This window comes from Aliikangiella sp. G2MR2-5, from assembly GCF_015687155.1.
In the GTDB taxonomy this organism is placed as follows: domain Bacteria; phylum Pseudomonadota; class Gammaproteobacteria; order Enterobacterales; family Kangiellaceae; genus Aliikangiella.
This window is the reverse complement of the sequence record NZ_JADPQF010000002.1, coordinates 358,400-382,600: the sequence shown is the minus strand read 5'-3', so window position 1 is coordinate 382,600 and position 24,201 is coordinate 358,400. Positions and strand designations below refer to the sequence as shown.

The window sequence follows — 24,201 nt, the reverse complement described above, 5'->3', positions numbered from 1 at the left end:
CTTTGGTATCCGTTTGCGCGGATTATACCGCGAATTAATCTCATAATCTCAGCTACTGAGAATATTTTGCCAAAAATTTCCTTTCCACATGGTGATTACTAGTTGAGATGTGTACAATCTGCTAGTTCAGCCAATGCATCGATGGTCTTCATGTATTAGAATAGGGAAATTAAGAGCTGATATAACAAATATTTGCTGATCTACCAATCTGCTCACAGCAATTGGTGGTTTTCATGGATGAAGCCTTTTGATGAAAAGGCATTTTAAAAAGAGTCTGCCAGTTTAAGTCAATGATATTTCTTTACCTGATAACTTTACTTATCGCTCCGCAACTGTGGATCGAACCTTTTATTGGTTTACGTACAGATCTGATTGTTTATCCTCTCTGGTTTATTGTCTTGATGGCAACAGGGAAGATGAAGAATTTTACCCAGTGGGATGTACTGGATACTATTCTACTCGCCTATATTTTCTGGATAATTTTGGCGTCTTTTGCCAATGATACCAACGCATTAACTACAACAAGAATTGTGAATTATATCAAATGGTTCATCCTCTATAAATTGGTTGTTGCGAGCGTTGCCGATATGGAGGGAATACAGAAAGCTGCTTATCGTCTTGCCCTCCTGGTAATGGTAATCGTTGTCGAGGGGATCCAGCATAAACTCTCGCCCGATGGGCTGGGCTGGGCTGGTCAAACGCTTGGCTGGGTAGATCGAAGTGTGCTTGAGGCTGGAGGAACCGGTCGAACGCGCTGGATTAATATTTTTGATGGGCCGGGAGTATTCTGCGTACTTTATACTTTAGGTCTCCCTTTTATTTTGCAGTTCCTTGACAAGCATTATGGCGCTTTCAAGAAAATTCTCTCCATTGCTGCATTAGCGCCATTGCTTCTGGCTATCTGGTACACAGGCTCTCGCGGAGGATTTCTGGCGACTATGGGAATTGTCGGTATGTACCTCTTGTTTCGCAATATAGAGCGGCTCAACCTTTCTATTGGCAAAATTTTTGCGGTAGGAGGATTATGTTTTGCGGCGCTGATACTTGCTCCAAGCCATCTGACCCAGGTTAAAGATGATAATAACTCAGCCCAGCATCGGGTTGACATGTGGATGCAGGGTATTGAAATGATAAGTCAAAATCCGCTATTTGGTATAGGAAGGGGGAATTATGCGGATTACACAGGAAGCCTGATTGCGCATAACTCTGCAATTGAAAATATGGGGGAGCTCGGGTTTCCAGGACTGTTTTTGTGGATAGCGGCTTATTTCTGGGCTTTTCGGAATATCTACTTTTTCGTAGTTCATTCCGATAATAGTCAGGAGCAGTCAATTGCCCGCTCGGTTTCGCTGGCTTTGGTTGGTTATTTAATAAGTTCAATGTTTGTCACGCTGGAGTATGAAACCCAGTTCTTTTTACTCGGTCTGGCAGGTGTTGTTGCCAGGACAAATGGTGAGAAACTAAAATTTACTAAAAAAGATTTCTGGATGATATTTATGATCACACTTGGTTGGGTTGCGCTAATCAGGGTGTTCGTCTCTCTTTATTATTAAAACAAATAAAAAGTGTTATTTATATAAAAGATATTGAATTAATCCTGATTCTCAAAAAGAGATATAACGCGTTGAAATAACTCGCATTTAATAAAGTTTAAGGCTTTATATAAAAGTGGAGATAAATAGTGTGAGCTGGTTCAAAGTTTCAATCATGTTTGGTTAAGAAATCCCGAAATCCCCGATATAACTAGCACTCGGTGACGAAGGTCATCTTTGAAAGCTAAGGTATTGGGTAAAATTATGTTTTCTTCAAAAGTAAGCACAAATAAATTGGGTTTTCTTCAGCAAATCACAATCGCTGCTGCTTTGTCGTCTCTTATCGCTTGTAGTGGAAGCGAAGATGTTGAGCAGAAATCAAGCGAATCATCTCAAAATAAAGCACCAGTTATCAGCGGTAAATATCCTTCTTCTGCTGTGGCTGGCGAGTTTTATGACTACACTCCTTCGGCAAGTGATGAAGATGGAGATAGCCTTTCGTTCAGTATTCAAAATAAGCCTGACTGGGCCAGTTTTGACTCGTCTACTGGCCGCCTGTATGGGAGTACAGGACAAAGCAGTATAGGCGATTACGGCAACATTGTTGTTTCGGTTACCGACGGCCAGGATTCTGATGAGCTGAATGCTTTTAATATTGAAGTAGAAGATGGTAACGGCGCGGCTATATTGGAAGATATGACTTTTAGCTCCAAAGCAGGTATTACAATAGAGTTAACTTTGGGGCCGCTGACTGATAATGATGGGGATGAACTGACCTACACTATCAGTGGTACCAGCAATGTCACTCGCACCAGTCAGGAAAACGTGGTTACTTATCTTACTGATGAGGTAGGAACTGAAGTTTTTACTGTTTCCTGTTCTGATGGAATTAATTCTTCTGCTCAGGCAAGTGTAACAGTGGTTGTAACCGAGCTTGGGCTGGATGTTTACTACCTTTCACCTGAAGGTAGTGATAACAATGATGGCACCAGTGCTTCAACCCCATGGCGCACGTTTGAGCGTGCTTTTGATACTGCCGGTGGTGGGATGGAAGGTGGCGATGAGTTGATTTTGCTCGATGGCACCTACTCAATTGCAAATGGCACTGGCATTCTTCGTGAAGTGGATGATCATGGAAACCCTCTGGACTATTCAGGCTCAATACCTTCCGGAATTAATCGGGATTATCCAACGATAGTTCGCGCGGCTAACCCTGGCAGAGTCATTGTTGCGGGACCTGAAGGGGTTCGACCCATCTTCATAGGTCGTTCATCTCGCAAAGATCGTTACATTGAAGTCTCTGGTATGCGCTTTGAAGGCGGTGGTACCATGTTTAACTCTCAATATGTTGTGTTCCGTAATTCCGGTTTTCATGGTCCATTAACAATTGGTACTAATGACCATGACAATGGAAATACACATAACTTGATTGAAGATGTGTGGGTATGGACCAACAACTGGCGTGCAAGCGCAATGAACTATAAAGCACACTACAATGTGTGGCGACGTGTAATATTGCGTAGTGATGGTTGTGATGAAGCTGGTTGTGAAAGCGCACCAAAAGCAGATCCCAGTATTGGATTTACCGTCTATGACTCCCATGATGTATCAGTGCAAAATGTTATCGTAGTTGATCGTTTGATTCGTAACGACTCTCCTTATGGTGACTTTGCCACGGCTCAACATACTGCTGACAGTCAATATCATCTGGGTAGAAATGAATGGCTGGGTACTATGTCAATTAACTCACAAGATGCGGCGATGCATTTTGAAGCCGATAATGTGATAGGCGGTGGTGACCCTATCTGGACTATTAAGAATTTTGTTGCAGTGGGTAATCCTGACGGTGGTATTAATATTGGCAATCAACCCTATAACTATGGCAGTGCGGGAAGTCCTCCATCGGTTATAGAAAATTCGACTATTGTCCTTGAAAATCCAGCTGAAAATCGCAGTGGCATTCGAGTAAGTTCTGGTCAGCATAATGTAACTGCAAGAAATACATTAGCAATTGGCGCAACCCGAACCGGATTTAATATGTTGGCTTCAACAGCCGAAGATTCTGTTGCTTATAATCCTCAAGCAAGCGAAGGTGACTTTGATGTTGCCAACTGTATTGGACAGTGTGTTTCACTAAACTCTAATCCTTTAAATAATGGTTCTTTAATCTACCCAACAAGAGTTGAAGCGGGTTCAGCGGTAGATAATGCCATCAGCGGTGAGTCTGTTGGCGCCACTGTTATGTATCAATACGGTATCAGTGGGACAATACACGGCGAAGCTGGATATAACATGCTTTCAGATCAAGCTTTGTGGCCATGGCCAAATGAAGATCGCATTAAAAAGGAAATGTGTGAAGATATGAATATTACCCGAGGTTTTTGTTCTACTGGCAGTCAGCTAGGTTCAAGTAGTCAGGTAACCTTAACTTCATATATTTGGGAATCTTTAGGAAACCCCATGCCAACCAATTTGTACTGATTAAGCCAAGATACCCAATACCCTTGGCTTATTAAGGGCCCGGTTTTATATAAACCGGGCCTTTTCTTTTTGTGCTTTAACTCTAACCGTTGCTTTTGTATACTTCCGCCCGAAAACTGCGATAAATGGAGTTGTTGTGAAATATTTACCTTTATCACTTCTAAAGTTCTGGGCTTTGTTGCTGTTACTGGGACTTTCGGGTTGTACTAATTCGCCGAATGATGACCAGACGGAAACGATAAAATCTGAGTCTTCAAAAAAAGAAAATGCTAAACCATTTGTTCCGGAAGTCTATTATATTTCGCCGGAAGGGGATGACAGTAATGACGGGCGCAGTCAGAGTAAGCCATGGAAGTCTTTTTCATATGCTTTTAACCATAGTGACTTTGAGGCCGGTGACACACTTTTCCTGATGCCAGGAGATTACTCGATAGCTAAAGGTACCGGAATTCTTCGTTCTGTAGATTACCATGGCAAAGCGCTTCCTTATTCTGCAGGCATTCCATCGGGGAGAGGACGTGATTTTCCGACCCGGCTTAGTGCCCTTAAGCCAGGAACCGTTAAACTGACTGGTGAAGGAAATACACAACCACTATTTCTCGGTCGAAAGAGAGAAAAGGCGCGTTTTATAGAGATAGACGGCTTAAAGGTTGAGGGAGGCTCTGCTCTGTACAATACCCAATATGTTGCTATTAAAAACAGCGGGATCTACGGAGGGTTATACGTTGGAACTGGCGATCATCATCAGGGAAATACGCATAATTTAATTGAAGACGTGTGGGTTTGGGCGGCGAATCGTCGTGCAATAGCAATGAACTATCGTGCCCACTACAACGTATGGCGAAGGGTCGTTGTACGCGGGGAAGGTTGTGATAAAGCTGGTTGTGAAAGTGCTCCTAAGGCAGATCCAAGTATTGGATTTACTGTTTACGACTCTCACGATGTCTCGGTGCAAAATATGATGGTTGTCGACAGACTGCTTAGAGCAGACAAGCCGTATGGCGACTTTGCTACCGCTCAACATACGACGCGGGAGAGAGTAAAAGCTAGCAACCAATCTGGTAAGCCTATTGATGGGAGCCACTACTATTTAGGAAGAAATGAGTGGCTTGGTTCGATGTCTGTAAACTCACAAGATTTTAGTCTTCATTTTGAAGCAGACAATGTGACCGAGGGAGAAGAGCCTGTCTGGACCATCAAGCACTTTGTTTCTCTGGGTAATACACTAGGTGGTATTAATATTGGAAATAAACCTTATAACTATGATGATGCAGACCGACCACCAAGTATTATTGAAAATGCTTCCATATTTCTATCACAGGCAAAACCCAATGTAAGTGCTATCCGTGTTAGCCCGGAGCAGGACAGTGTCATTATCCGTAACAGCTTGACGATTGGAGCTACCAGGACTGGCTATAATGCGAGAGGCTCCGAAGTCAGTAATTCAGCAAGCTTTGACCCTAAAGCAACTGAAAAGCCTTTTGATGTTTCTGATTGTGATGGCGAATGTAAAGTCTTGCCCGCCAGTCCGATCAGGAATGGGTTTATTCAGTACCCGGTAGACGTCGAAAATGGCTCGAATATCAATAACTGGCTTGCACAAAACAACGTAGGGGCCAGAGTCGTTCAACGCTATGGTCGATCAGGAAGTTTTTTTGGTGATGAGGGGTACAATGAACTAACTGATGAATCGCTTTGGCCATGGACAAATGAAGCTAGAATCGTAGCTGAGATGTGCTTTGACGCTAAGGTTGAGCGAGGATTTTGCCAGGGCGAGAAGCCTTCCTTGTCGCAATATATCTGGGAGTTTTTTGGCTCCAGAAAAGTATTCTAAACTCACCTCAACGGAAGGGCTGAAAACCTAATTTTCACCAGCCTTTTTTTCCGCTCTTCCGGCTGACGTTTTCTCTGAAATATCCCATTTTGTATATCTCTAGACCAACCAGTGTGAATTGTTTCGCAAAATGCCACAAAGGGCATTAAGTTTGCCAAGTTTTACCGATACAAAGCGCATAATATGCGGTCAAATGGTCACTTAAATGAAACAAGATAAAGAATCCAATTTCGATATGAAAGTACTATTCAGGTTAACATTACAGGCACTTTTTCTGGCAAACTTGATTGCTTGTGCCAGCTCCGGTGGTGGAGATGAGCCCGAGCCACCTGCAAGTCAGAAATATACACTGGAAATTGGCGAGGTCAATGACGGAGAAATCGAAGTCAATAGCTCTAATATGTGTCAGGGTAATTGCGACTGGGAGTACGATGCAGATACTCGGGTTGAGCTAGAGGCTATAGCTGACAGTGGCTATCAGTTTGTAAGATGGCAAGGTGATGTATGTAATGGTTCTAACGACTCCCTCTGTAGCTTTTCTATGAGCAGGGATATTCTCATCACCGCTGAGTTCACATCATCAGACAATAGTATTTTCAGGCTTTCTGTCAAGCCTCAGACTGGAGGCTCCGTTGTTGGCGGGAACGATATTAATTGCGGTGCCGTATGCAGCGTTGACCTGGTCGAAAATACGCTAGTAGAGTTAACTGCAATAGCTGAATCCGGATATGAATTTTCTCATTGGAGTGATGAGCAATGTGGCAGCAGTCAAACCGACAGGTGTGAATTTAACCTGACCAGCAATGCTCAGATTGTTGCTCATTTTAGTGTTGTAGAAACCAATTGTGCCCAGTCGAATGTTCTTTGTGTAGATGATACTTCCGGTGCAATGCAGGAGTACGAAGTCATTCAGGATGCGATCGATGATGCCGGCCCTGGAGACATAGTTAAGGTCTTCGCTGGTACTTATGAGGGCTTTGATCTCTATCGCAGTGGTGATGAGTCTAACAAACTGATGGTGATGGCGGCAGAAGACAATGTTGTGCTCAATCGTCACGGAGATGCGAGTGACGCAATTATTCGGATTTCAGATGCGAACCACGTGATCGTTGATGGTTTTACTGTTGATAATCAAGATGGGACAACCTATGGAATCGCTGCGCGCGGCGCTTCTGCAACGGATCCCATGGTGGACGTAACCGTTAGAAATAACAAAGTTTTTAATTCTCCTTCTACCAATATCTATCTGTCACAATTATCCTATTCATTGGTGGAAGGGAATGAAGCCGCCTACTCTCAGGCCAGTCACGGAATCTACCTGGCAAATGGCGGCTCTGATAATACAACTTTAAGAGGCAATATCAGCTATCAGAATGCAAAGAATGGTATCCATTTTAACGGTGACCTGACCGTTGGAAGCGGTACTGATGGACTGCATACGGGAATTATTCTCGAGAAGAATACTATCTATGATAATGCAGCGAACGGTTTTGATATGGATGGGGTCCGCGACTCGGTTATTCGCAATAACCTGATTTATTCGAATGGACGTCACGGTATTCGCGGTTTTGTTATGGATGCTGCTTCCGGGCCTGCAAATTTTGATATCTACAATAATACCGTTGCGGACAATGGTGGCTGGTCAATTAAAATGACTGATGATGAGGGTGGACATCGAATTTTTAACAATATTCTTATCGACAGTAGCGGCAGTATCTCTCTCAATAGCAATCAGTTTACCGCTGATTATAATGCGACGAGTGGAACCTATCGCGTAAGCAGTGACTCAGAAGGAGCTACAATGTCTCTTACTCAATGGCAATCACAGGGCTGGGGGAGTCACTCGTTTGAATCAAGCTCGGATGCGCTCTTTAGTAGCAACTATCGGCTTGGCGCGGGAAGTCCTGCGATTGATGCAGGAGTAAACTCCTTTGACGGAGCTAACGCGCCAACTGACGATATACTAGGAGCAAGCAGACCTTCTGGAAATGGTATTGATATGGGCGCTTTTGAAAAGCAGTAAATCAGAGTTTACGGCTCAAGAAAAGAAAGAGGCGGTCACTAGGTGACCGCCTCTTTCTTTTGTAATTTCACAGTATAACCAATTAAAAAGGATTTTAATCTGTCAGAAATTCTTCGTTCCAGTTTTGTATGGATAAATAGTGATGCCAGTACCATGCACAGGGTTATTAATGCGAGTAGTATAAATGAAGGTAAATACTCGTGAAGTTCGTCGTAAATGACTTTGCCCATCAAATTATGGAGAAGGTACAAAGGATATGTGATTCCGCCGAGTAACAGCCAGAAACGTCGTTCCTTCACTTGAAGTTTATCCTTCGAAATTAAATAGAATATGAAGAAGAAAAGGCAGATTAATAGATCGGCAATGACTTTGTCGGCGATACTGACATCCTTGGCAAAGGAGTCAATAGTAATATAGCCGTTGTACAGTGCTAAAGGCAGGCTGATCGATAGAATTAAAAGGTTATACAGAGTGTAACCTTCCTTTTTGGCAAGGTAAAAAATGATCCCTGAAATGAAGTAAGGAGAATAATAGGGGGAAATAAACCAGCCCATAAAAGATGGCTGTTCGCACACAAAAAAGCAAAGGGTAGCGGCAAGCCAAAGCAATATCCAGGCGCGATAGTATTTAAAACCGCCAAGTAGAATGAGTAAAAATACACAGGCGTAGAATTTCAGCTCAGTTATTAAGGTCCAGTAAACGCCATCCACTGCAGGTTGATTTACGTATTCGTGCACCAGGAAGAAGTTGGCCAGAAAGCTGAAAATAGAGATTTTGGAACCTTCTGTGCCGATTGAAAGCAGTACAAAAGTGGTTATCACCAGGCACACCCAGAAAGTAGGGAGTATTCTGGTCGCTCTTGAAATCAGAAACTGAATTGCGGTTCGGTTGTTGGCTGATGCAAAAATAACAAAGCCGCTAATCAGGAAGAACAGATCGACACCCAGGTATCCAAACTTGGTAATTGAATAGACATTTTGGGATAGTACTGAGGTTTCCGGCAAGCTGGTACAGAACTTTGATTTGTAATGATAAATCAGAACAGAAAACGCTGCTATAAACCGGATTATATCCAGATTTACCAGACGCTGCCCGTAAGGGAGGCTATTGTTGCTTGCATTTGAAGAAGTCTTTCCTGACATCATGTTAATACCTGATCCATACTTAATTGGGGCGAATTGTAGTGATTTAGCGCTAATAAAGTAAATAGTCTTGGTATTATGAACATGAAAAAAATACCCTGGCAGCAAGGCCAAAACTAGCGTTTTCGATATGGATTATCCAGAATTTATCGCAAAACCGTGATTTAGTAGTATAATTTTCTCTCTTGAATCAGAGGATTGCACTTACTTAGGAAATATAAAGGTTGATTAAAAAAATCATAAAAAAGTGTCTCTATCATTCCGGGCTATTGGGTAGTCTACTTCGAAAAGGCGAGCGCAATGCGTTGACCGTTGTCCTCTTTCATCGAGTAATTCCTGTTGATGATCCTCGTTGGGCATTTGCGGACATGGAGTGGACTGTTAGCGATCAGTTTTTTCGAGAATGTCTGAAGTTTTTCAAGAAACACTATTCTGTTATTTCCCTATCCGACCTTGAAAATGCCGGAGAAGGAGCTCCTCTACCAGAAAATCCACTTTTAATTACTTTTGATGATGGATGGGCGGATAACTATGAATATGCCGATAAGATTGCGAAAGAATTTTCCGTGAGGCCACTGTTATTTGTAACTACCAGTGCCATTGATCAGAAGATTTTATCCTGGCAGGAAGCAATTTACAGCGCCTGGAGAAGTGGAGAGTTTAATCAGGAAGTGCTGGATGAGATTGTTCGTATTAGCCATATAAGTCTTGAACTGCCTGCCAGTGAAGGTGATTGCCGAAAAATAATAAATCGGTTGCAGTCAAGTGATATACAAGTTAAGGATAAATTAAGGTCTTTCGCACAAAGAATGACCTTTAAAAACTATGATCTACCTCAGATGATGACACGCGAGCAACTGCGAGCGATCAATGCATCTCAGTTTGATCTGGGGACACATGGTGAGGAACATGAGCCTCTCACTCAGGTGCTTTCAGACGCTGACGCTTTGTCGAACTCGGCCAAGGCACTCACTCAGATAACCTATCAGAAGCCGCCTCTTAGCATGTCTTTTCCACACGGCGTTACTAATGCTCACCTGCAATCTTTGGCGTTAGAGGCTGGTTATAAGTATATTTTTACCGGTGATATGGTGCTAAACCCGGTAACACCGAGGGATTACTACATTTTGGGACGCTATAATATTGCACAGCCTGATTTTGAAGATACTTCAGGCAGACTTGCGTCGGAAGAGCTGGCTTTCCATCTGTTTCGGCAACCGGTTAAGCAGCTGGACATTATTGGATCGCGATAGAATTATCCGTGAATATTTACGGTATTGAAACCGGCGTTATAAAAAACTTCCTATATTCCTTATACTTATTGCAATTTGCAATATTTGTGGGTGGCGGACTTCATTGTCTAATTGAATTTACCCTTTGATTTCAGTAGTATTGCGTCCTTGCTAAAAATAGTGGCTTATTGGAGTTATGTAAAACTCCATCCCGGAAAACAAGCAGAAGAGCAGGACGCGTTAACCTTTCAGGCTACAGGAGAAGCCAGGGAATGAGCAAACAGATTTTAAAACAGGCTAGTGGTGTAAGGGCGTAATCATATGTGCGGTGTAGCAGGTATTGTTTCTCTTGCCTTTGAAGATAGCCTTTCTTCAAAACAGAATTTGCTGGAAGCAATGGCTGACAGTTTGTACCACCGTGGTCCGGATGAAGCCGGGGTTTATCAGGATGGTCCTGTGGGCCTGGCACATCGACGTCTTAGTATTATAGACCTCTCTACCGGTCAACAACCAATGCATAGCGCTGACGGACAAGTTTCTCTAGTGTTTAACGGTGAGATATTTAACTATATCGAGCTCAGAGACACGCTTAAAGAAAAGGGACATCATTTTGTAACTTCCTCAGATACAGAAGTTATTATCCATCTTTATCAAGAATACGGACTTGATTTTGTTAACCAGCTAAATGGCCAATTTGCCATAGGCCTCTGGGACAGAGCTCGCCGGCGATATATTCTGGTGAGAGATCGCGTAGGGATTTGCCCACTTTACTATACCCAGCATGCTGGATTAATCTATTTTGCAAGTGAAATTAAGGCAATTAAAGCTGCATTACCCCAAAAGCTGGCCTTAAATCGCTCGGCACTCGATCAGATATTCACTTTTTGGGCACCTGTTAGTCCTGAGACTATTTTCGAAAATGTTTATGAAGTATCGCCAGGGCAAATGCTGGTGATAGAAAACGGCAAAATTGACAAACACCAATATTGGGACTGGTCTTTTGAGTCCGATAGCTACTGGACAGATTCAGAAGAGCAGCTTGCAGATAAACTGCACGACCTGCTTATTGATGCGACAAAGATACGTTTAAGGGCAGATGTTCCGGTTGGAGCCTACCTTTCGGGAGGTTTGGATTCATCTGTTTTGGTTTCGATGATACACCATTATGGCGGTGTGCCTCTTCGAACTTTTTCGCTGAATTTTGGAGAAGCAGAATTTGATGAAAAGTCCTACCAATCATCACTGATTAACCATTTACAGGCGGATCATAGTCACCTTCTGGTTAGGAATGAGGATATTGCGAACAATTTTTCTCAAACTATCTACCACACTGAATCTCCAATTTTAAGAACAGCACCGGTGCCGATGGGGCTTCTGTCAGGGTTGGTGCGTGAGAGTAACTTTAAAGTGGTTTTGACGGGAGAAGGAGCTGATGAAGTCCTTGGGGGTTACGATATCTTCAAGGAAGCTAAGGTTCGTCATTTTTGGGCACAAAATCCTGATTCTGCATTCCGACCATTGCTTCTTAAAAAGCTTTACCCTTATCTAACCTTACCGGATAGTGATCAGGGTACCTATTTGAAGCGGTTTTTTGGTGAAGCTCTTGATCAGCCAGATAATATTGTATTTTCTCATTTGCCGAGATGGACGACGACATCGAAAGCAAAGAACTTCTACTCTGAGAGCTTGAAAGGTTCGTTGAGAGATGATGCCAAAGAAAAGATGATTGCCAGTTTACCCAAGCGACTTGAACAAATGCATCCATTCAATCGAGCTCAGTATATTGAGTCGAAATCTTTGATGGGGGGGTATTTGTTGACATCGCAAGGAGATAGAATGCTGGCTAAGAATTCGGTTGAAGGGCGGTTCCCGTTTTTAGACCATAGAGTGATAGAATTTGCCAATCGCATTCCACCCAAGTATAAAATGAAGGGCTTAAACGAAAAGAGTCTTTTAAAAAAGGCTATGCAGTCTTATTTGCCAAAAGAGATTATTCATCGACACAAGCAGCCTTACCGAGCGCCAGATATGAAAGCGATGAGCGGAGACTTTCTGGGGCAAGATCTGAGAGCTCTGATAAGTGAAGAGGCTCTTGCAAAGGGTGATTTGTTTGATGGTAAGAAAGTAAAATTCTTATTGAAAAAGGCCGACTCTGGAAAACCATTGTCAATTCCTGAGTCACAAGCTCTGGTGGGGATTTTATCGACGCAGGTATTAATTTCCCAATTTATAGATGCATAGTTTTAGCAACAATTTATTAGATATTACTTATCCAAGGAAGTCAGAAAATGAGCCAAGTAGCAACTAACACAGAACAATTATTAAGAACTTTTATTCTTGAAAACTATTTATTTACCGACGACGAAAGCAAGCTCAATAATAGCGACTCTTTCCTTGATACAGGTATTCTGGATTCCATGGGGATTCTCGAATTGATCTACTTTCTTGATGAAGAGCTATCTATCAAAGTTGAGTCAAACGAAATGATCCCGTCTAATCTGGATTCGATTGACAACTTGATGGCGTTTATCGCGAAAAAAACTGCCTAAGTTTATTCAGGTAACTTAGGTCAATGAGTTTAGCTTTTGATAAAACACTTCCTGCACAGCTGAGAAGTATTGCAAGTCGCTTTCCTGATAATGTAGCGTTACTTGAAAAGTCAGACAATGTGAGCTACCTGCAGCTTGAGGAATTGATCGACCGAGCGGGAAGCTATCTTAAGTCAACTGGAGTGACTACCGGCGACAGAGTAGCGATAGTTATGGATAACTCCATTGACTATGTCGTTGCTTTCTACGCTATATGGAAGGTTGGCGGTATAGTTGTTGCCCTCAATCCCTTATCTAAACTTCATGAAATAGAAAAACTGCTAACTCAATCAGGAGCAAGTTGCCTGATACTGGATAAGGCATCCCTCGAAGATATATCCAAGCTAAAAGCATTGGACATCAGAATCATCACTCGGACCAAGCAGGAGGATGAGTCGATTACCTGCTGGCAGTCCGTTGTTGAGCATGAAAGTGATGGTTTGTGGTTTGACGCTAAAGGTGAAGACTTAGCACAGATTATTTACACTTCCGGTACTACTGGCAATCCTAAAGGCGTACTTCTGAGTCATGCTAACTTGATGAGCAATATGGTGGACATTATCGACTACCTCGCACTCACTGAAAATGATGCGGTACTTAATGTTTTACCATTTCATTATTGTTACGGAAACTCGGTACTGCACACGCATCTATGTGTGGGCGGAAAAGTCATTTTTGCCGGCTCGATGGCGTTTCCTCAAGAAATTGTCAACAACATGCATGAGTTCAAGGCGACCGGCTTTTCTGGCGTACCTTCTACCTATACTTTGTTTTTAACTCGTTCTGACTGGCCGCAAAATCCGCCTCCCTTGCGCTATGTAACCCAAGCCGGTGGGCCTATGGGGAAGCCTCTTACTGAGAAGCTTGTGGCAGCCTGTAACCAGAATACCCAGTTGTTTGTAATGTATGGACAAACGGAAGCTTCTGCCAGATTAACCTACTTACCTCCAAAAATGTTGAATAAAAAATTGGGGTCTGCAGGTATTCCTCTTAATAATGTGTGTCTCGAGATCAGGGATGAACAGGGGAATAAACTTCCTGCTGGGGAGCAAGGTGAGGTCTATGTTTCTGGTCCAAGTATAATGCAGGGGTATTGGCAAAATAGCGCTGCTAGTGATCAAGTACTGATCAAAGGGTGGCTTAAAACTGGCGATCTTGGATATCTGGATGATGACGGGTTTTTATTCTTGATAGGCCGCAATAGCGACATGATTAAAGTAGGAGCACACCGTATTAATCCGATGGAACTGGAAGAGGTCATCAACAAACTTCCCCAGATTCAGGAGTCCGCAGTTATTGGAATTGAGGACGAAATTCTTGGACAAAAACTGAGAGCGTTTATCGTTGGTGAAGAGTCCAAAGAAAATCTGTTTGCTCTTAAAAAACACTGTAATGAATATTTACCGCCACATAAGATGCCTAGAGAGTTTGTCTGGGTTGCAGCGTTACCGAAAACTGCCAGTGGTAAAATTAAAAGATTTGAACTTAACCGTTAATGGAGATAACTGAAATGACTACTAATCAATATGGCCTGGATCCGGTACTTGCTATCGACTTTGACCAGGAAGTAGAAAGAATTACTCAAAGAATGCGTGAAATTCTCAGCCAGGATCTCCATCGACGCGGCTTTGTGATCGCAATGTCGGGCGGTATTGACAGCTCTGTTTGTGCTGCTCTGGCTGTTAAAGCGCTTGGCCCTAAAAAAGTCTTTGGCTTGTTAATGCCGGAAAAAGATTCATCGTCTACCAGTGGTGATCTGGGTAAGCTTCTGGCTGAGCATTTGGGTATCGAATATACCGTTGACAATATTGCTGCTCCTCTCGAAGCTATTGGTTGCTATCAGTGGCGTGATGATGCAATTCGTCAAGTATTTCCAGAGTACACTACTGGTTGGAAAAATAAGATTGTTATCGCTGGTGGAATCGATGGTCAAATCAATCACTACAACATTGTTGTCGAGAACCCTGAAGGTGAAAGGTTTGAAGAGATGTTGCCACTAAAGGCTTATCTGACTATTGTTGCGGCAACAAATCACAAACAACGTATCCGTAAAACATTGGAATACTTTCACGCAGATCGTCTGAACTATGCTGTTATTGGTACACCGAATCGTCTTGAGTATGATCAGGGATTCTTTGTGAAAAATGGTGATGGCTCTGCAGATATCAAACCGATTTCTCATCTCTACAAGTCGCAAGTTTATGCTATGGCCAAACATCTTGGCTTACCTGATCCAATTTGTAATTCAACGCCAACAACCGATACTTATAGTTTAGAGCAAGGACAAGATGAGTTTTATTTTGCATTGCCATATAAGAAAATGGATATTGCTGTATGGTGCTACAATCATGGCAAGTCTGCAGCTGAACTTGCTGAAAAAATTGATATTACAGAAGAGCAGGCCAACTTTGTTTATCAGGATATCAAAGCCAAGCGTAAGACCACTCGCTACTTACACCTTGAGCCTCAGATGATCGAAAAAGTTGAACTGTAATTCTGATGAGTAACCAAGCCAAGCGCCAAAAAGCAATCATCGAAAAATTTTACGAGTCTTTTAGGGACTCGTTCTTCGACGAACCTGAGGCCCGTCATCCAGAAGCATTAAAAGCATTTCAGAAAGCTGAATTTGGTGAAGACACCTTACAACAGCTCGATGAGTTTAATCGCTGGATGTATGAAGAAAACAGCCGAAATAAGAGAATTTATGCTTTCTGTGAAGAGCAGGTTGTTGGTCAGCAAAGTGCGATTGGTTTGGAACTCTCTGTTCTAGGAGAAAAAGTCCCGAGTGCCTATGCGATTGATTTAAGAGTTCGCCCTGAGTGGAAAATGAAAGGCTTAGGAGTGGCGATGATTGGCTCAATAATGAAAAAGTATGAGCTGTTGATCGGACTTGGCGTTTCTGATGAGGCTTTTAGTATGTTCTCTCGTCAAGGATGGAAGGACATGGGCAAGCTTGACTATCTAATTAAGCCAGTTAGTTGGCGCGGCTTATTGACGAGCAAGTCAGGTGGGCTTGATCGTCTCAAGCGTTTAGCTGCGACAGCTTATTGTAAGTTGGGGGATTGGTTAAGTCGCAACAGCCACCGAGATTTCAAGCTGTCGCCTGTAGACCTCCTCGATGAAAATATTGACCAGCTTTATCAAGCTTATCAAAAGAGCCACATTACCTATCTTAGAAATGCGGAAGAACTTTCCTGGCGATACCAGAGCTTTAAATTTACCGGTGACTATGAACTTTACGAACTGAGTAACAACCAGGGTGTGACGGTTGCTTTGGCTGTATTGCATCGTATTATGCAGGACAACAAACAAGTCGTCATGATTTCAGAAATTGTCTCTGAAGAAAAGTACTACCCTCATCTGCTTTGTGCTATTGATCGTTTGCTTAGAGAGAAACCTGCTGATGTAATTTCCTATCAAGGTTGTGACAAAGAGTTTGTTAAGGCATTAAAGAAACAGCGCTATTTTGAGCGGCCCTACGGTTCGCGCTTTATGTTTTATACGGAAAATGAAGCTTTGGCTAGCAAATTATCCGATCGAAATAAGTGGCGTGTATCCAGTGGGGATTCTGACCTCGAATTTCACCTGTAGAAATCAGGCTTTATTCGTCAGATTCCTGGATGGTGGTTTTCGTTTTTCGAAGAATATCTTCAAGGATAAAGCGAAGCTTTTTTCTTCTTATTGACATCCAGTAGAGCTTTATCTGATCAGTGGCAAAAGCACTTTTATAGTGCCCGCCTCCCGCTAAAAAGTCATATTTTTCATACCCATTTTGAGCATAGTGGTTGATTGCGAGATAGTGCGAAACCAGGCCTGGACGTAACTTATTATCTTCTTTGTAGTTAAAACCGCATTGATAAAAGAAAACATTGTTTTGATAAACGAAGTTATATAGATATCCAATTTCTTCATCCCCACACTTTACTGTTACCAAATGGACTCTATCGGGGTCAAAATTTTTAGTGACTAATTGGTTATGAAAATGATCAAAAAACTGCGAAGCAAAAGCACCTTCATGTCCCTTCTCACGCCAGTTCTTCTGATGGAGGCGCTTGAGCGCATCGAGAGTTTTTGTTGCTGACTCTACCGAGCCGGCAATTGAGAAAGATATTTCGCCAATTTCCAGATACTTACGTAGACTTTGTCTCACTTGCGCCCGTTTATTCTTACTGAGCAAGTGGATACAATCATTCTCTTTTTCCCGAACCTGATGGAGATCGACGTAGAGCGAGTCCAGACTTCTGAGTAGTCTCTGGTTGAGCTTGTTCTCTTTTATAGGGAGTAGTTGTCTGGCCGCATCATCAATCGCCGACAGGTTGAGTTCGTCCCAATCGGCAACGAGTTTTGAAAATACTCCCGCATAGTCCTTTACTTGCGCGCTGTTTGCAACCAACAGTCGATTATACTCTATAGTAACTTCATCAATATCTTTGTCGCCAGTTTCGTTTAGAAAGCCCCGTTTACAATAGATAATTTTGTGCTGGAGACCGGTTTTTTTACCTACGAAATAGGCTGCGATTGGGGTCTGATCAATACTGGCAAAGATAAATTCTACTTGCTGATCCGGAGGTAAACAGTCTAACCAGTTTTTTATCCAGTACCAGGTTTGAAAAAACGAGTGGGATGAGCATTTTAGCAGATATTTCCAGACACTCTCGATTTGTTCCAGGTCTTTTGGAATAGTAAGTTTTTTGTAGTCCGTAACAGCTTTAGACATGGTTCGAGTTTTAAGGGCAGTGTTAAATGAATTTTAGCAGTTCAATCGCAGGTCGCTAATAATAATTGTAGATTATTGATTTACAAGTATTAATATTGAGTAATAGTACCACATATTCCAAAGAGAGATGCTTTTGTGAAGAAAAAAATACAAACAAATAAAGAGTTGGTCGTGAAAAGCTATTTTGGAACTGATGGGCTTATGGAGATTGCTGACTCATGGCAGCAGTTGTTTGAGTCATTGAGGACTCCTGTGTACAGTCAGTCTCCTTACTGGTTCCAGCAGTATATTCAATATCTTGAGAAGTCTCCGCAATCCTGGGTTTGGTTCTGTGTGTACAGCAAAGAAAAATTGATAGCCTTGTTACCGTTGCAGGAGAGAAGTCTCAAACTTGGAGGATTGAACGTAAAGTATCTTACTTTCTCAAGCCATAGTCACTTTGGACTTAAATCTTTTATTTTTGGAGAAGATATTGACTCGAGCAAAGTCGTTCGCAGTTTTTTAAAATATATCAGAAGCGACCGTTGGACATTTCTCGACTTGCACGGAGTTGAGAAGCCTGGTGCGAGCTACCAGTCAATTGTCAAACAATCAGCAATTATCTACATTGAGAGAGATGAGCGAGTCGTCGATATATTACTTATAGGTGACATGGATGGCTATCTGTCCAGCTTATCAAAAAGCTTCAGACGAAACTTGAAAAGAGTTTCCAGAAAAATCGAGTCGAAAAGTGTTGAGTATGAATTTAACCATCAGTGTGCTTTAGTGAAAGAGGCGTTTAGCAGATTTTTGCTTGTTGAAGCATCTGGTTGGAAAGGGCTTAATGGGACGCGTAGCGCAATAGGACTGCATAAGAATCTGACACAATTTTATCACTCACTTGTCTCGGCATTAAGGTTTAACGATGAATCAATGGTGGAAATTAATATAATGAAAATTGATGGCAAAGATGCTGCAGTACAATACGCAATTTGCATAGAAAAGACTGTGTTTTTATTAAAAATTGGTTACGATGAATTTTTTTCGTCATTTCAACCTGGAAATCTGTTATTGCTCGAGTCGATCCATCATTTTCACAAACGAGGGTTTGAGCAGATTCATCTTATTACGGATGCAAAATGGCATAACTCATGGCGACCCGGCCGAATCGAAACCAAAAGAATGATAATCGGTACTAGTTCAATGTTTAATATACTGGTCTTCAATTTACTTAAAGTAGCTCTTAAAGTTAAGTCACTGCTTCATCGAACATAGGCTAGCGGCTACGCGCTGACCTTCTACGACCTAAACTAAATCGAAGAAACTAAATAACTTCGCTTGCTAAGTGTGACACTAATATTTAGAAATTATTTGAATCAGCTACTATTGTCATATTGTTGTCATCAATAGCTTTCAAAATGGAGTTTCAATATCAATAACAAGTTCTGTTAGGATAGCTTAAGTGTTTGATTTGTTTGAAGGCTATAAAGGGAACTGAGTCTGGAATACTTGGTGTGAGATAGATATATGTCTAAAAAACTACTACTGGTTGACGACGAGCAGCCTATTCGAGAGATGTTAAGATATGCCTTTGAAAAAGAGGGCTATCAGATCGAAGAAGCTGAAAGTGCAAAGCAGGCTCGTGAAATAATGTCACGTAAGCGGCCTGATTTGGCTATCGTCGACTGGATGATGCCGGGCGAAAGTGGAGTTGAATTGGTCAGGAGCCTGCGCAAGGATGAACTTTATACTGATTTGCCGGTTATTATGCTGACCGCCAGAGTCGAAGAGAAGGATAAAGTCAAAGGACTTGACTATGGCGCTGATGACTATTTGACTAAACCGGTTGGTATCAAAGAGTTAATGGCTAGAGTAAGGGCCATTCTGCGTCGCTCCAGTCATGCTGATGAAGATGATCAACTCGTTGCAGAAGGACTAACGCTTAATCTGGCTACTAAACAGTTAAGTGTTGATGGTGAAGAAGTTCACATTGGCCAAACAGAGTTTAGTCTGCTCCAGTTTTTCATTGAGCATCAAAACCGAGTATACTCCAGAGCCCAGTTGCTGGACTTTGTCTGGGGACAGGCTGTTTATATTGAAGAAAGAACCGTTGATGTTCATATTCTGCGCCTAAGAAAAATTCTTAAGCCTTTTGGCAAAGACAAGTTGGTAAAAACTGTACGCGGAATGGGGTATATGTTCACTACAAAATCCAAGGCTGCTTCATAAGATCGGTCATATTCATGTCACATAGAATTTAGTTGCGTACATAGCGAGATCATAATGAATAATGCCTGGACGGTAGAGTTTTCCAGAATTCTGGTTGTTGTTACTGCCTCTATTCTCATTGGTTTATCGACTGGTTATTGGACCTTAGGATTTTTGATTCCTTCAACCATCTACATTGGCTGGACACTAGTTCAGATTAGAGGGTTTGAGCGATGGATCCGGCTTGGTGCTAAGACTAATCTCGCGCCAGACTCTTCGGGTATCTGGCAATTAATTGTGCAGCATATTCACCGAATTCAGAAAAAAGATAAAGAAAGAAAGGCGCGACTAAAAGGGATGGCCAGCCGTTTCGAAGCGACTATATCAGCCTTACCTGATGCGACTGTTGTATTAAATTCTCACCTGGAAATTGAATGGTCCAATGATGCGGCGAAAGAAGTTTTAGGGATCGATCTCAGTAAAGATCTAGGTCAACGGTTCGACAACCTAATCAGATTACCGGTTTTATCACAACTGTTAACTGGGAAGGTCGACAACCGCCAGCTCGAACTTATATCTCCGGTTGATGGCAATGTCACACTGATCGTTACTGTGACCGATTTTGGTGATGAGCAGAAGTTGGTTACTGCGCGAGATGTCAGTCAACGAATCGCGGTACAGAAATTACGTAAAGCTTTTATTGCCAATGCCTCACATGAATTGAGAACTCCGCTAACCGTCATTTCAGGCTATCTTGAAATGATGGATATTGATGAGAATCTACCAGTTTCGGTGCGCGAACCAGTTAATAGTGCGAGTCAGCAAGCAAAGCGTATGAAGAAGATTCTGGATGACCTTTTGATATTGTCCAAGTTAGAAGAGAAAGGACATAGCAAGGAAAGCGGCGAAAAAGTCAATATGCCGGAACTGGTTGCACAACTGACTTCCGATTTTGAAAAATCTCGTGCGAAAGGTTCCCATCAGTTCGAGCTTGAAATAGATCAATCTCTGCATATTAAAGCTGTTGAGTCTGAAGTTTATAGTTTGTGTCAAAACCTGTTAAGTAATGCCGTAAAATACTCTAACCCGGGTACTCTCATCGCAGTTCGTTGGCGTCATTGTGAAAACGGTGGGGCCTGTTTAAGTGTCGAGGATAGCGGAGAAGGAATTGCCCAGGAGCATATTTCTCGTTTAACCGAAAGGTTTTATCGAGTGAATGTTAATCGCTCTCGTCAAGTGGGTGGAACCGGTCTTGGATTGTCCATTGTGAAACACATTCTTGAAAATCATGGCGGGCATTTGAAAATTGAAAGTGAGTTGGGAAAAGGCTCGACTTTTACCGCCTGTTTTCCTGCATACAGAACTTGTAGTACAAAAGTTATCGACGGCTAGCCTTCAGCTGAATTCAAAAACTAAATTTTCCTCTTGCAATTAATCACCAGATCAGTTAATTTTTAAATACCGGAATGACAACGCTGTCATTTTGGTGTTTGTAATTGGATATAGTCGTGCTTTCGTCCCTGGCTGGTTGTTAGTGTTACAACCAGCTTTTTTTCTTATTGTTACTGTTCGCGGCACGACTAAAATTCTTTTACTATGTTTAAACCAATAGAAAGAATAAAGGCTGCCAGATAAAAAGTTTTGTGGTACTCAGTTCTTACTCGATTTATTCAATGAATTTCCACTTTTTTCTGGTGACATATCGGATTATTTAAGGTTAAGAAGCAAATACTTTTAATCGGGAGCAAAAGAATTGAAAGAATTGGGAATTTTTTTAAATACTAGCAAGATCTTTGTAATTCTTTGTTTACTTTCTCTTTTTTCCTGTAATCAGAATTCAAATGTAATCGTTAACGAAAAAAATAGCGATACCATCAATACTGCAACGCTCAATCAGAATGAGCTAAAATTACTGGCAGAAGCTCTGAGATTAAAATATACCGTCATTGATAATCGTCCCGATGAAAAATGTGACCAAGCTCAAGCCGACGGAAACTGCTTTTCTGCAGAAATCTCTTTGAGCCTGCCCTTTGATAGCAATAATCGTAATTGGCAGATATATTTCTCAAATATGTCTCCGGTACAAAAGGATTTTAGTCCAGAGTTCTCAATATCTCATGTTCAGGGAGATCTTCACAAAATTGAGCCTTCTAACCAGTTCAAAGGCTTCAGGAAAGAAAAAGTTTACCGCATTCCATTCAAAGCAGGATTTTGGCATATCTCTGAATTTGATTCCCCACCTAATTTTTTTATTCGTTCTGGTGACTTAAAGCCATTGCTTATTGAGTCAACAAAAGCGCTAATTGATTCCGATACAGGCCTGGAAAAGATGCAGCATGTCGAATCATTCACTAACAAAGAAAAGCAGTTTAAAAGAACGGATAAAGACCAATCTGAGTGGGTGACTAGTGGGGGGCTATATGCAAAGCTTCCAGGTGTTGAGCTGGAAAAGAAAAATGTATTAACTAGAATAATTCCCAAGCCCCGAACCATCAAAGTAAAGTCAAATGCTAGCCTTTCACTAGCAAACGGACTGAAAATTATCCCTAACTCATTTAATATTAACAGGTCAAACCCTGCGTTGATTCGTCTCGAAAAATTCGGTGTAGCAATAAGCCGAAAGGGAGGGGTACCCGTTGAAATAGTTAAAGTCGAGGGAAGAGGGCGTGAAGGTTATCAACTTAAAATCAGTGAACAAAAGATTTCCATCGAAGCATCGACAACAAACGGTGCATTTTACGCACTGCAAAGCCTGGCTGGTTTGATAACCATAGGAAATAGTGAGGTCACACAACTGACAATTATTGACTCACCTAGATTCAAGTTCCGTGGATTTCATCTGGATGTCGCCAGAAATTTTCGAAATAAAAATTTTGTTATTAAGCTTCTTGATCAAATGGCCGCTTACAAACTCAATAAATTCCACTTCCATCTCGGTGATGATGAAGGCTGGCGTTTAGAAATACCCGGACTTCCTGAATTAACAAAAATTGGCGCTGTTCGTTGCCTTGACTTAAATGAAGATGAGTGTCTGCTTCCACAGTTGGGAGCTGGTGTCGATAAAGGCAATCCTAACAATGGGTTTTATTCCTTGTCTGAATATCAAGAAATTTTACAGGCTGCAGCAGCTCGACACATCGAGGTTATACCATCATTTGATATGCCTGGACATTCACGTGCAGCGGTCAAATCGATGCAGGCTCGCTATCGAAAGTACATGAGAAATGGTCAAAAAGAGCAAGCTGAAGAGTATTTGTTATCAGACCCGGATGATGCCAGTAACTACTCGTCCGTGCAGTTTTACAGTGACAATACTTTAAATGTTTGTATGTCGTCTACGTATCATTTCATTGAAAAAGTAATCGATGAAGTTAGTGCTATGCATCGACAGGCCAATGTTCCACTGACAACCTATCACATTGGTGCAGATGAAACTCCGGGTGCCTGGAAGGACTCCCCTGAATGTAAAAAGCTTATTCAAGAGCAATCGCTAGCGATTGGAGAGTTAGGCAACTACTTTATACAGAGGGTAAGTCGTTTGCTAGCCAAGCGACAGATTGAAGTCGCAGGTTGGAGTGATGGCATGTCCAGGCTTAATCCTCAGACTATGCCTGATAAGGTTCAGGTTAATGCCTGGACTCCACTGTTCTGGAATGGCCATCAAGTGGCTCACCGATTAGCCAATCAAAACTGGGATGTGATTGTTTCAATACCTGATGCAACTTATTTTGACTTTCCTTATGCCGCAGATCCGAAAGAGCGGGGATACTATTGGGGAAGCCGGTATACTGATACCGAGCAAGTGTTTCAGTTGATGCCTGAGAACCTGCCATTGCATGCGGAATTTTGGACTGATCGAGAAAATCGGCCAATGATCCTGGATGATCGTCCCGGCAAAAACGAAAAAGGAGAGTTACTTCATAGTCCAATGCGTCAGGGAGTAAGATTTAAAGGACTGCAGGGACATCTCTGGAGCGAGATGGTGCGTTCAGATAAGATTGCTGAGTATATGATATTTCCCAGGCTACTTGCGTTGGCAGAAAGAGCCTGGCACAAGGCTCCCTGGGAACCGGACTATTTGCACCAGGGCGCTATCTATTCCGCAAAAACTGGTTATTTTACTAAAGAACAACGTCAACAAAGAGATAAAGACTGGCTCGCTTTTTCAACGGCTCTGGCAACAAAGGAGCTACCAAAACTTGATCAATTCGGTGTGTTTTACCGGCTTCCTTTGGTAGGGGCTGTTGTTGAGGGGGAAAGCCTTAAAGTGAATGTGCCTCTACCAGGTATTTCAATCGAATTTCAGCGGGATGATGGCGAATGGCAAGTAATCGAGCAAGCGAAAAATTATGTTCGTCTCCCGCTGTCGATAGAACTGCCTGGAGACGGAAAGATCAAAGTACGCACTTCTTCTTCGAATGGCAGTCGTAAAGGTCGGTATATTACTGTTAACTAATTTGAATCG

General features: G+C 42.1%; 16 protein-coding genes. 14 read left to right on the top strand and 2 right to left on the bottom strand.

Annotated elements, in window-relative coordinates:
• Positions 1–290 precede the first annotated feature (290 nt).
• From IYN84_RS09035 to IYN84_RS09020, 4 genes are all read left to right on the top strand, one after another.
• The gene (locus IYN84_RS09035) at positions 291–1,553 is read left to right on the top strand and encodes an O-antigen ligase (protein ID WP_196138877.1); all 1,263 of its coding nucleotides are present in this window, start codon (positions 291–293) and stop codon (positions 1,551–1,553) included.
• A gap of 243 nt (positions 1,554–1,796) precedes the next feature.
• The gene (locus IYN84_RS09030; RefSeq protein WP_196138876.1) at positions 1,797–4,013 is read left to right on the top strand and encodes a putative Ig domain-containing protein; all 2,217 of its coding nucleotides are present in this window, start codon (positions 1,797–1,799) and stop codon (positions 4,011–4,013) included.
• 136 nt (positions 4,014–4,149) lie between these two features.
• A complete protein-coding gene (locus IYN84_RS09025) occupies positions 4,150–5,847 on the top strand; it encodes a hypothetical protein (protein WP_196138875.1) in 1,698 nt (565 codons plus the stop codon).
• A 205-nt stretch (positions 5,848–6,052) separates the two neighbouring features.
• Positions 6,053–7,870, top strand: a complete 1,818-nt coding sequence (locus IYN84_RS09020; protein WP_196138874.1) for a right-handed parallel beta-helix repeat-containing protein — start codon at positions 6,053–6,055, stop codon at positions 7,868–7,870.
• A gap of 38 nt (positions 7,871–7,908) precedes the next feature.
• Here the strand turns inward: IYN84_RS09020 and IYN84_RS09015 are convergent, their stop codons facing one another.
• The gene (locus tag IYN84_RS09015; RefSeq protein ID WP_196138873.1) at positions 7,909–9,015 is read right to left on the bottom strand and encodes an acyltransferase; all 1,107 of its coding nucleotides are present in this window, start codon (positions 9,013–9,015) and stop codon (positions 7,909–7,911) included.
• A gap of 221 nt (positions 9,016–9,236) precedes the next feature.
• Here IYN84_RS09015 and IYN84_RS09010 point away from each other — a divergent pair, with 221 nt between their 5' ends.
• The 6 genes from IYN84_RS09010 to IYN84_RS08985 all read left to right on the top strand — a co-directional run bounded on the left by IYN84_RS09010 (position 9,237) and on the right by IYN84_RS08985 (position 16,423).
• The gene (locus tag IYN84_RS09010; protein ID WP_196138872.1) at positions 9,237–10,265 is read left to right on the top strand and encodes a polysaccharide deacetylase family protein; all 1,029 of its coding nucleotides are present in this window, start codon (positions 9,237–9,239) and stop codon (positions 10,263–10,265) included.
• Positions 10,266–10,565: 300 nt separating this feature from the next.
• Positions 10,566–12,485, top strand: a complete 1,920-nt coding sequence (gene asnB, locus IYN84_RS09005; RefSeq protein WP_196138871.1) for an asparagine synthase (glutamine-hydrolyzing) — start codon at positions 10,566–10,568, stop codon at positions 12,483–12,485.
• Positions 12,486–12,532: 47 nt separating this feature from the next.
• On the top strand, positions 12,533–12,793 hold the full coding sequence (locus IYN84_RS09000) for an acyl carrier protein (RefSeq protein ID WP_196138870.1): 261 nt from the start codon (positions 12,533–12,535) through the stop codon (positions 12,791–12,793).
• Between the two features lie 23 nt (positions 12,794–12,816).
• Complete coding sequence (locus IYN84_RS08995; protein WP_196138869.1) at positions 12,817–14,328, top strand: class I adenylate-forming enzyme family protein; 1,512 nt, start codon at positions 12,817–12,819, stop codon at positions 14,326–14,328.
• 14 nt (positions 14,329–14,342) lie between these two features.
• A complete protein-coding gene (gene nadE / locus IYN84_RS08990; protein WP_246722757.1) occupies positions 14,343–15,326 on the top strand; it encodes an NAD(+) synthase in 984 nt (327 codons plus the stop codon).
• 5 nt (positions 15,327–15,331) lie between these two features.
• Entirely contained in the window at positions 15,332–16,423 is a 1,092-nt protein-coding gene (locus IYN84_RS08985; RefSeq protein ID WP_196138867.1) for a GNAT family N-acetyltransferase, read from the top strand.
• 10 nt (positions 16,424–16,433) lie between these two features.
• Here IYN84_RS08985 and IYN84_RS08980 read toward each other — a convergent pair whose 3' ends face one another.
• Entirely contained in the window at positions 16,434–17,549 is a 1,116-nt protein-coding gene (locus tag IYN84_RS08980; RefSeq protein ID WP_196138866.1) for a GNAT family N-acetyltransferase, read from the bottom strand.
• Between the two features lie 171 nt (positions 17,550–17,720).
• Here IYN84_RS08980 and IYN84_RS21670 point away from each other — a divergent pair, with 171 nt between their 5' ends.
• The 4 genes from IYN84_RS21670 to IYN84_RS08960 all read left to right on the top strand — a co-directional run bounded on the left by IYN84_RS21670 (position 17,721) and on the right by IYN84_RS08960 (position 24,192).
• Entirely contained in the window at positions 17,721–18,803 is a 1,083-nt protein-coding gene (locus IYN84_RS21670; RefSeq protein WP_196138865.1) for a GNAT family N-acetyltransferase, read from the top strand.
• Between the two features lie 252 nt (positions 18,804–19,055).
• Entirely contained in the window at positions 19,056–19,757 is a 702-nt protein-coding gene (gene phoB / locus IYN84_RS08970; RefSeq protein WP_196138864.1) for a phosphate regulon transcriptional regulator PhoB, read from the top strand.
• A gap of 54 nt (positions 19,758–19,811) precedes the next feature.
• Positions 19,812–21,128, top strand: coding sequence for a phosphate regulon sensor histidine kinase PhoR (phoR, locus tag IYN84_RS08965; RefSeq protein WP_196138863.1), 1,317 nt, complete (start codon positions 19,812–19,814; stop codon positions 21,126–21,128).
• Between the two features lie 361 nt (positions 21,129–21,489).
• Positions 21,490–24,192, top strand: coding sequence for a family 20 glycosylhydrolase (locus tag IYN84_RS08960; protein ID WP_196138862.1), 2,703 nt, complete (start codon positions 21,490–21,492; stop codon positions 24,190–24,192).
• Positions 24,193–24,201 lie beyond the last annotated feature (9 nt).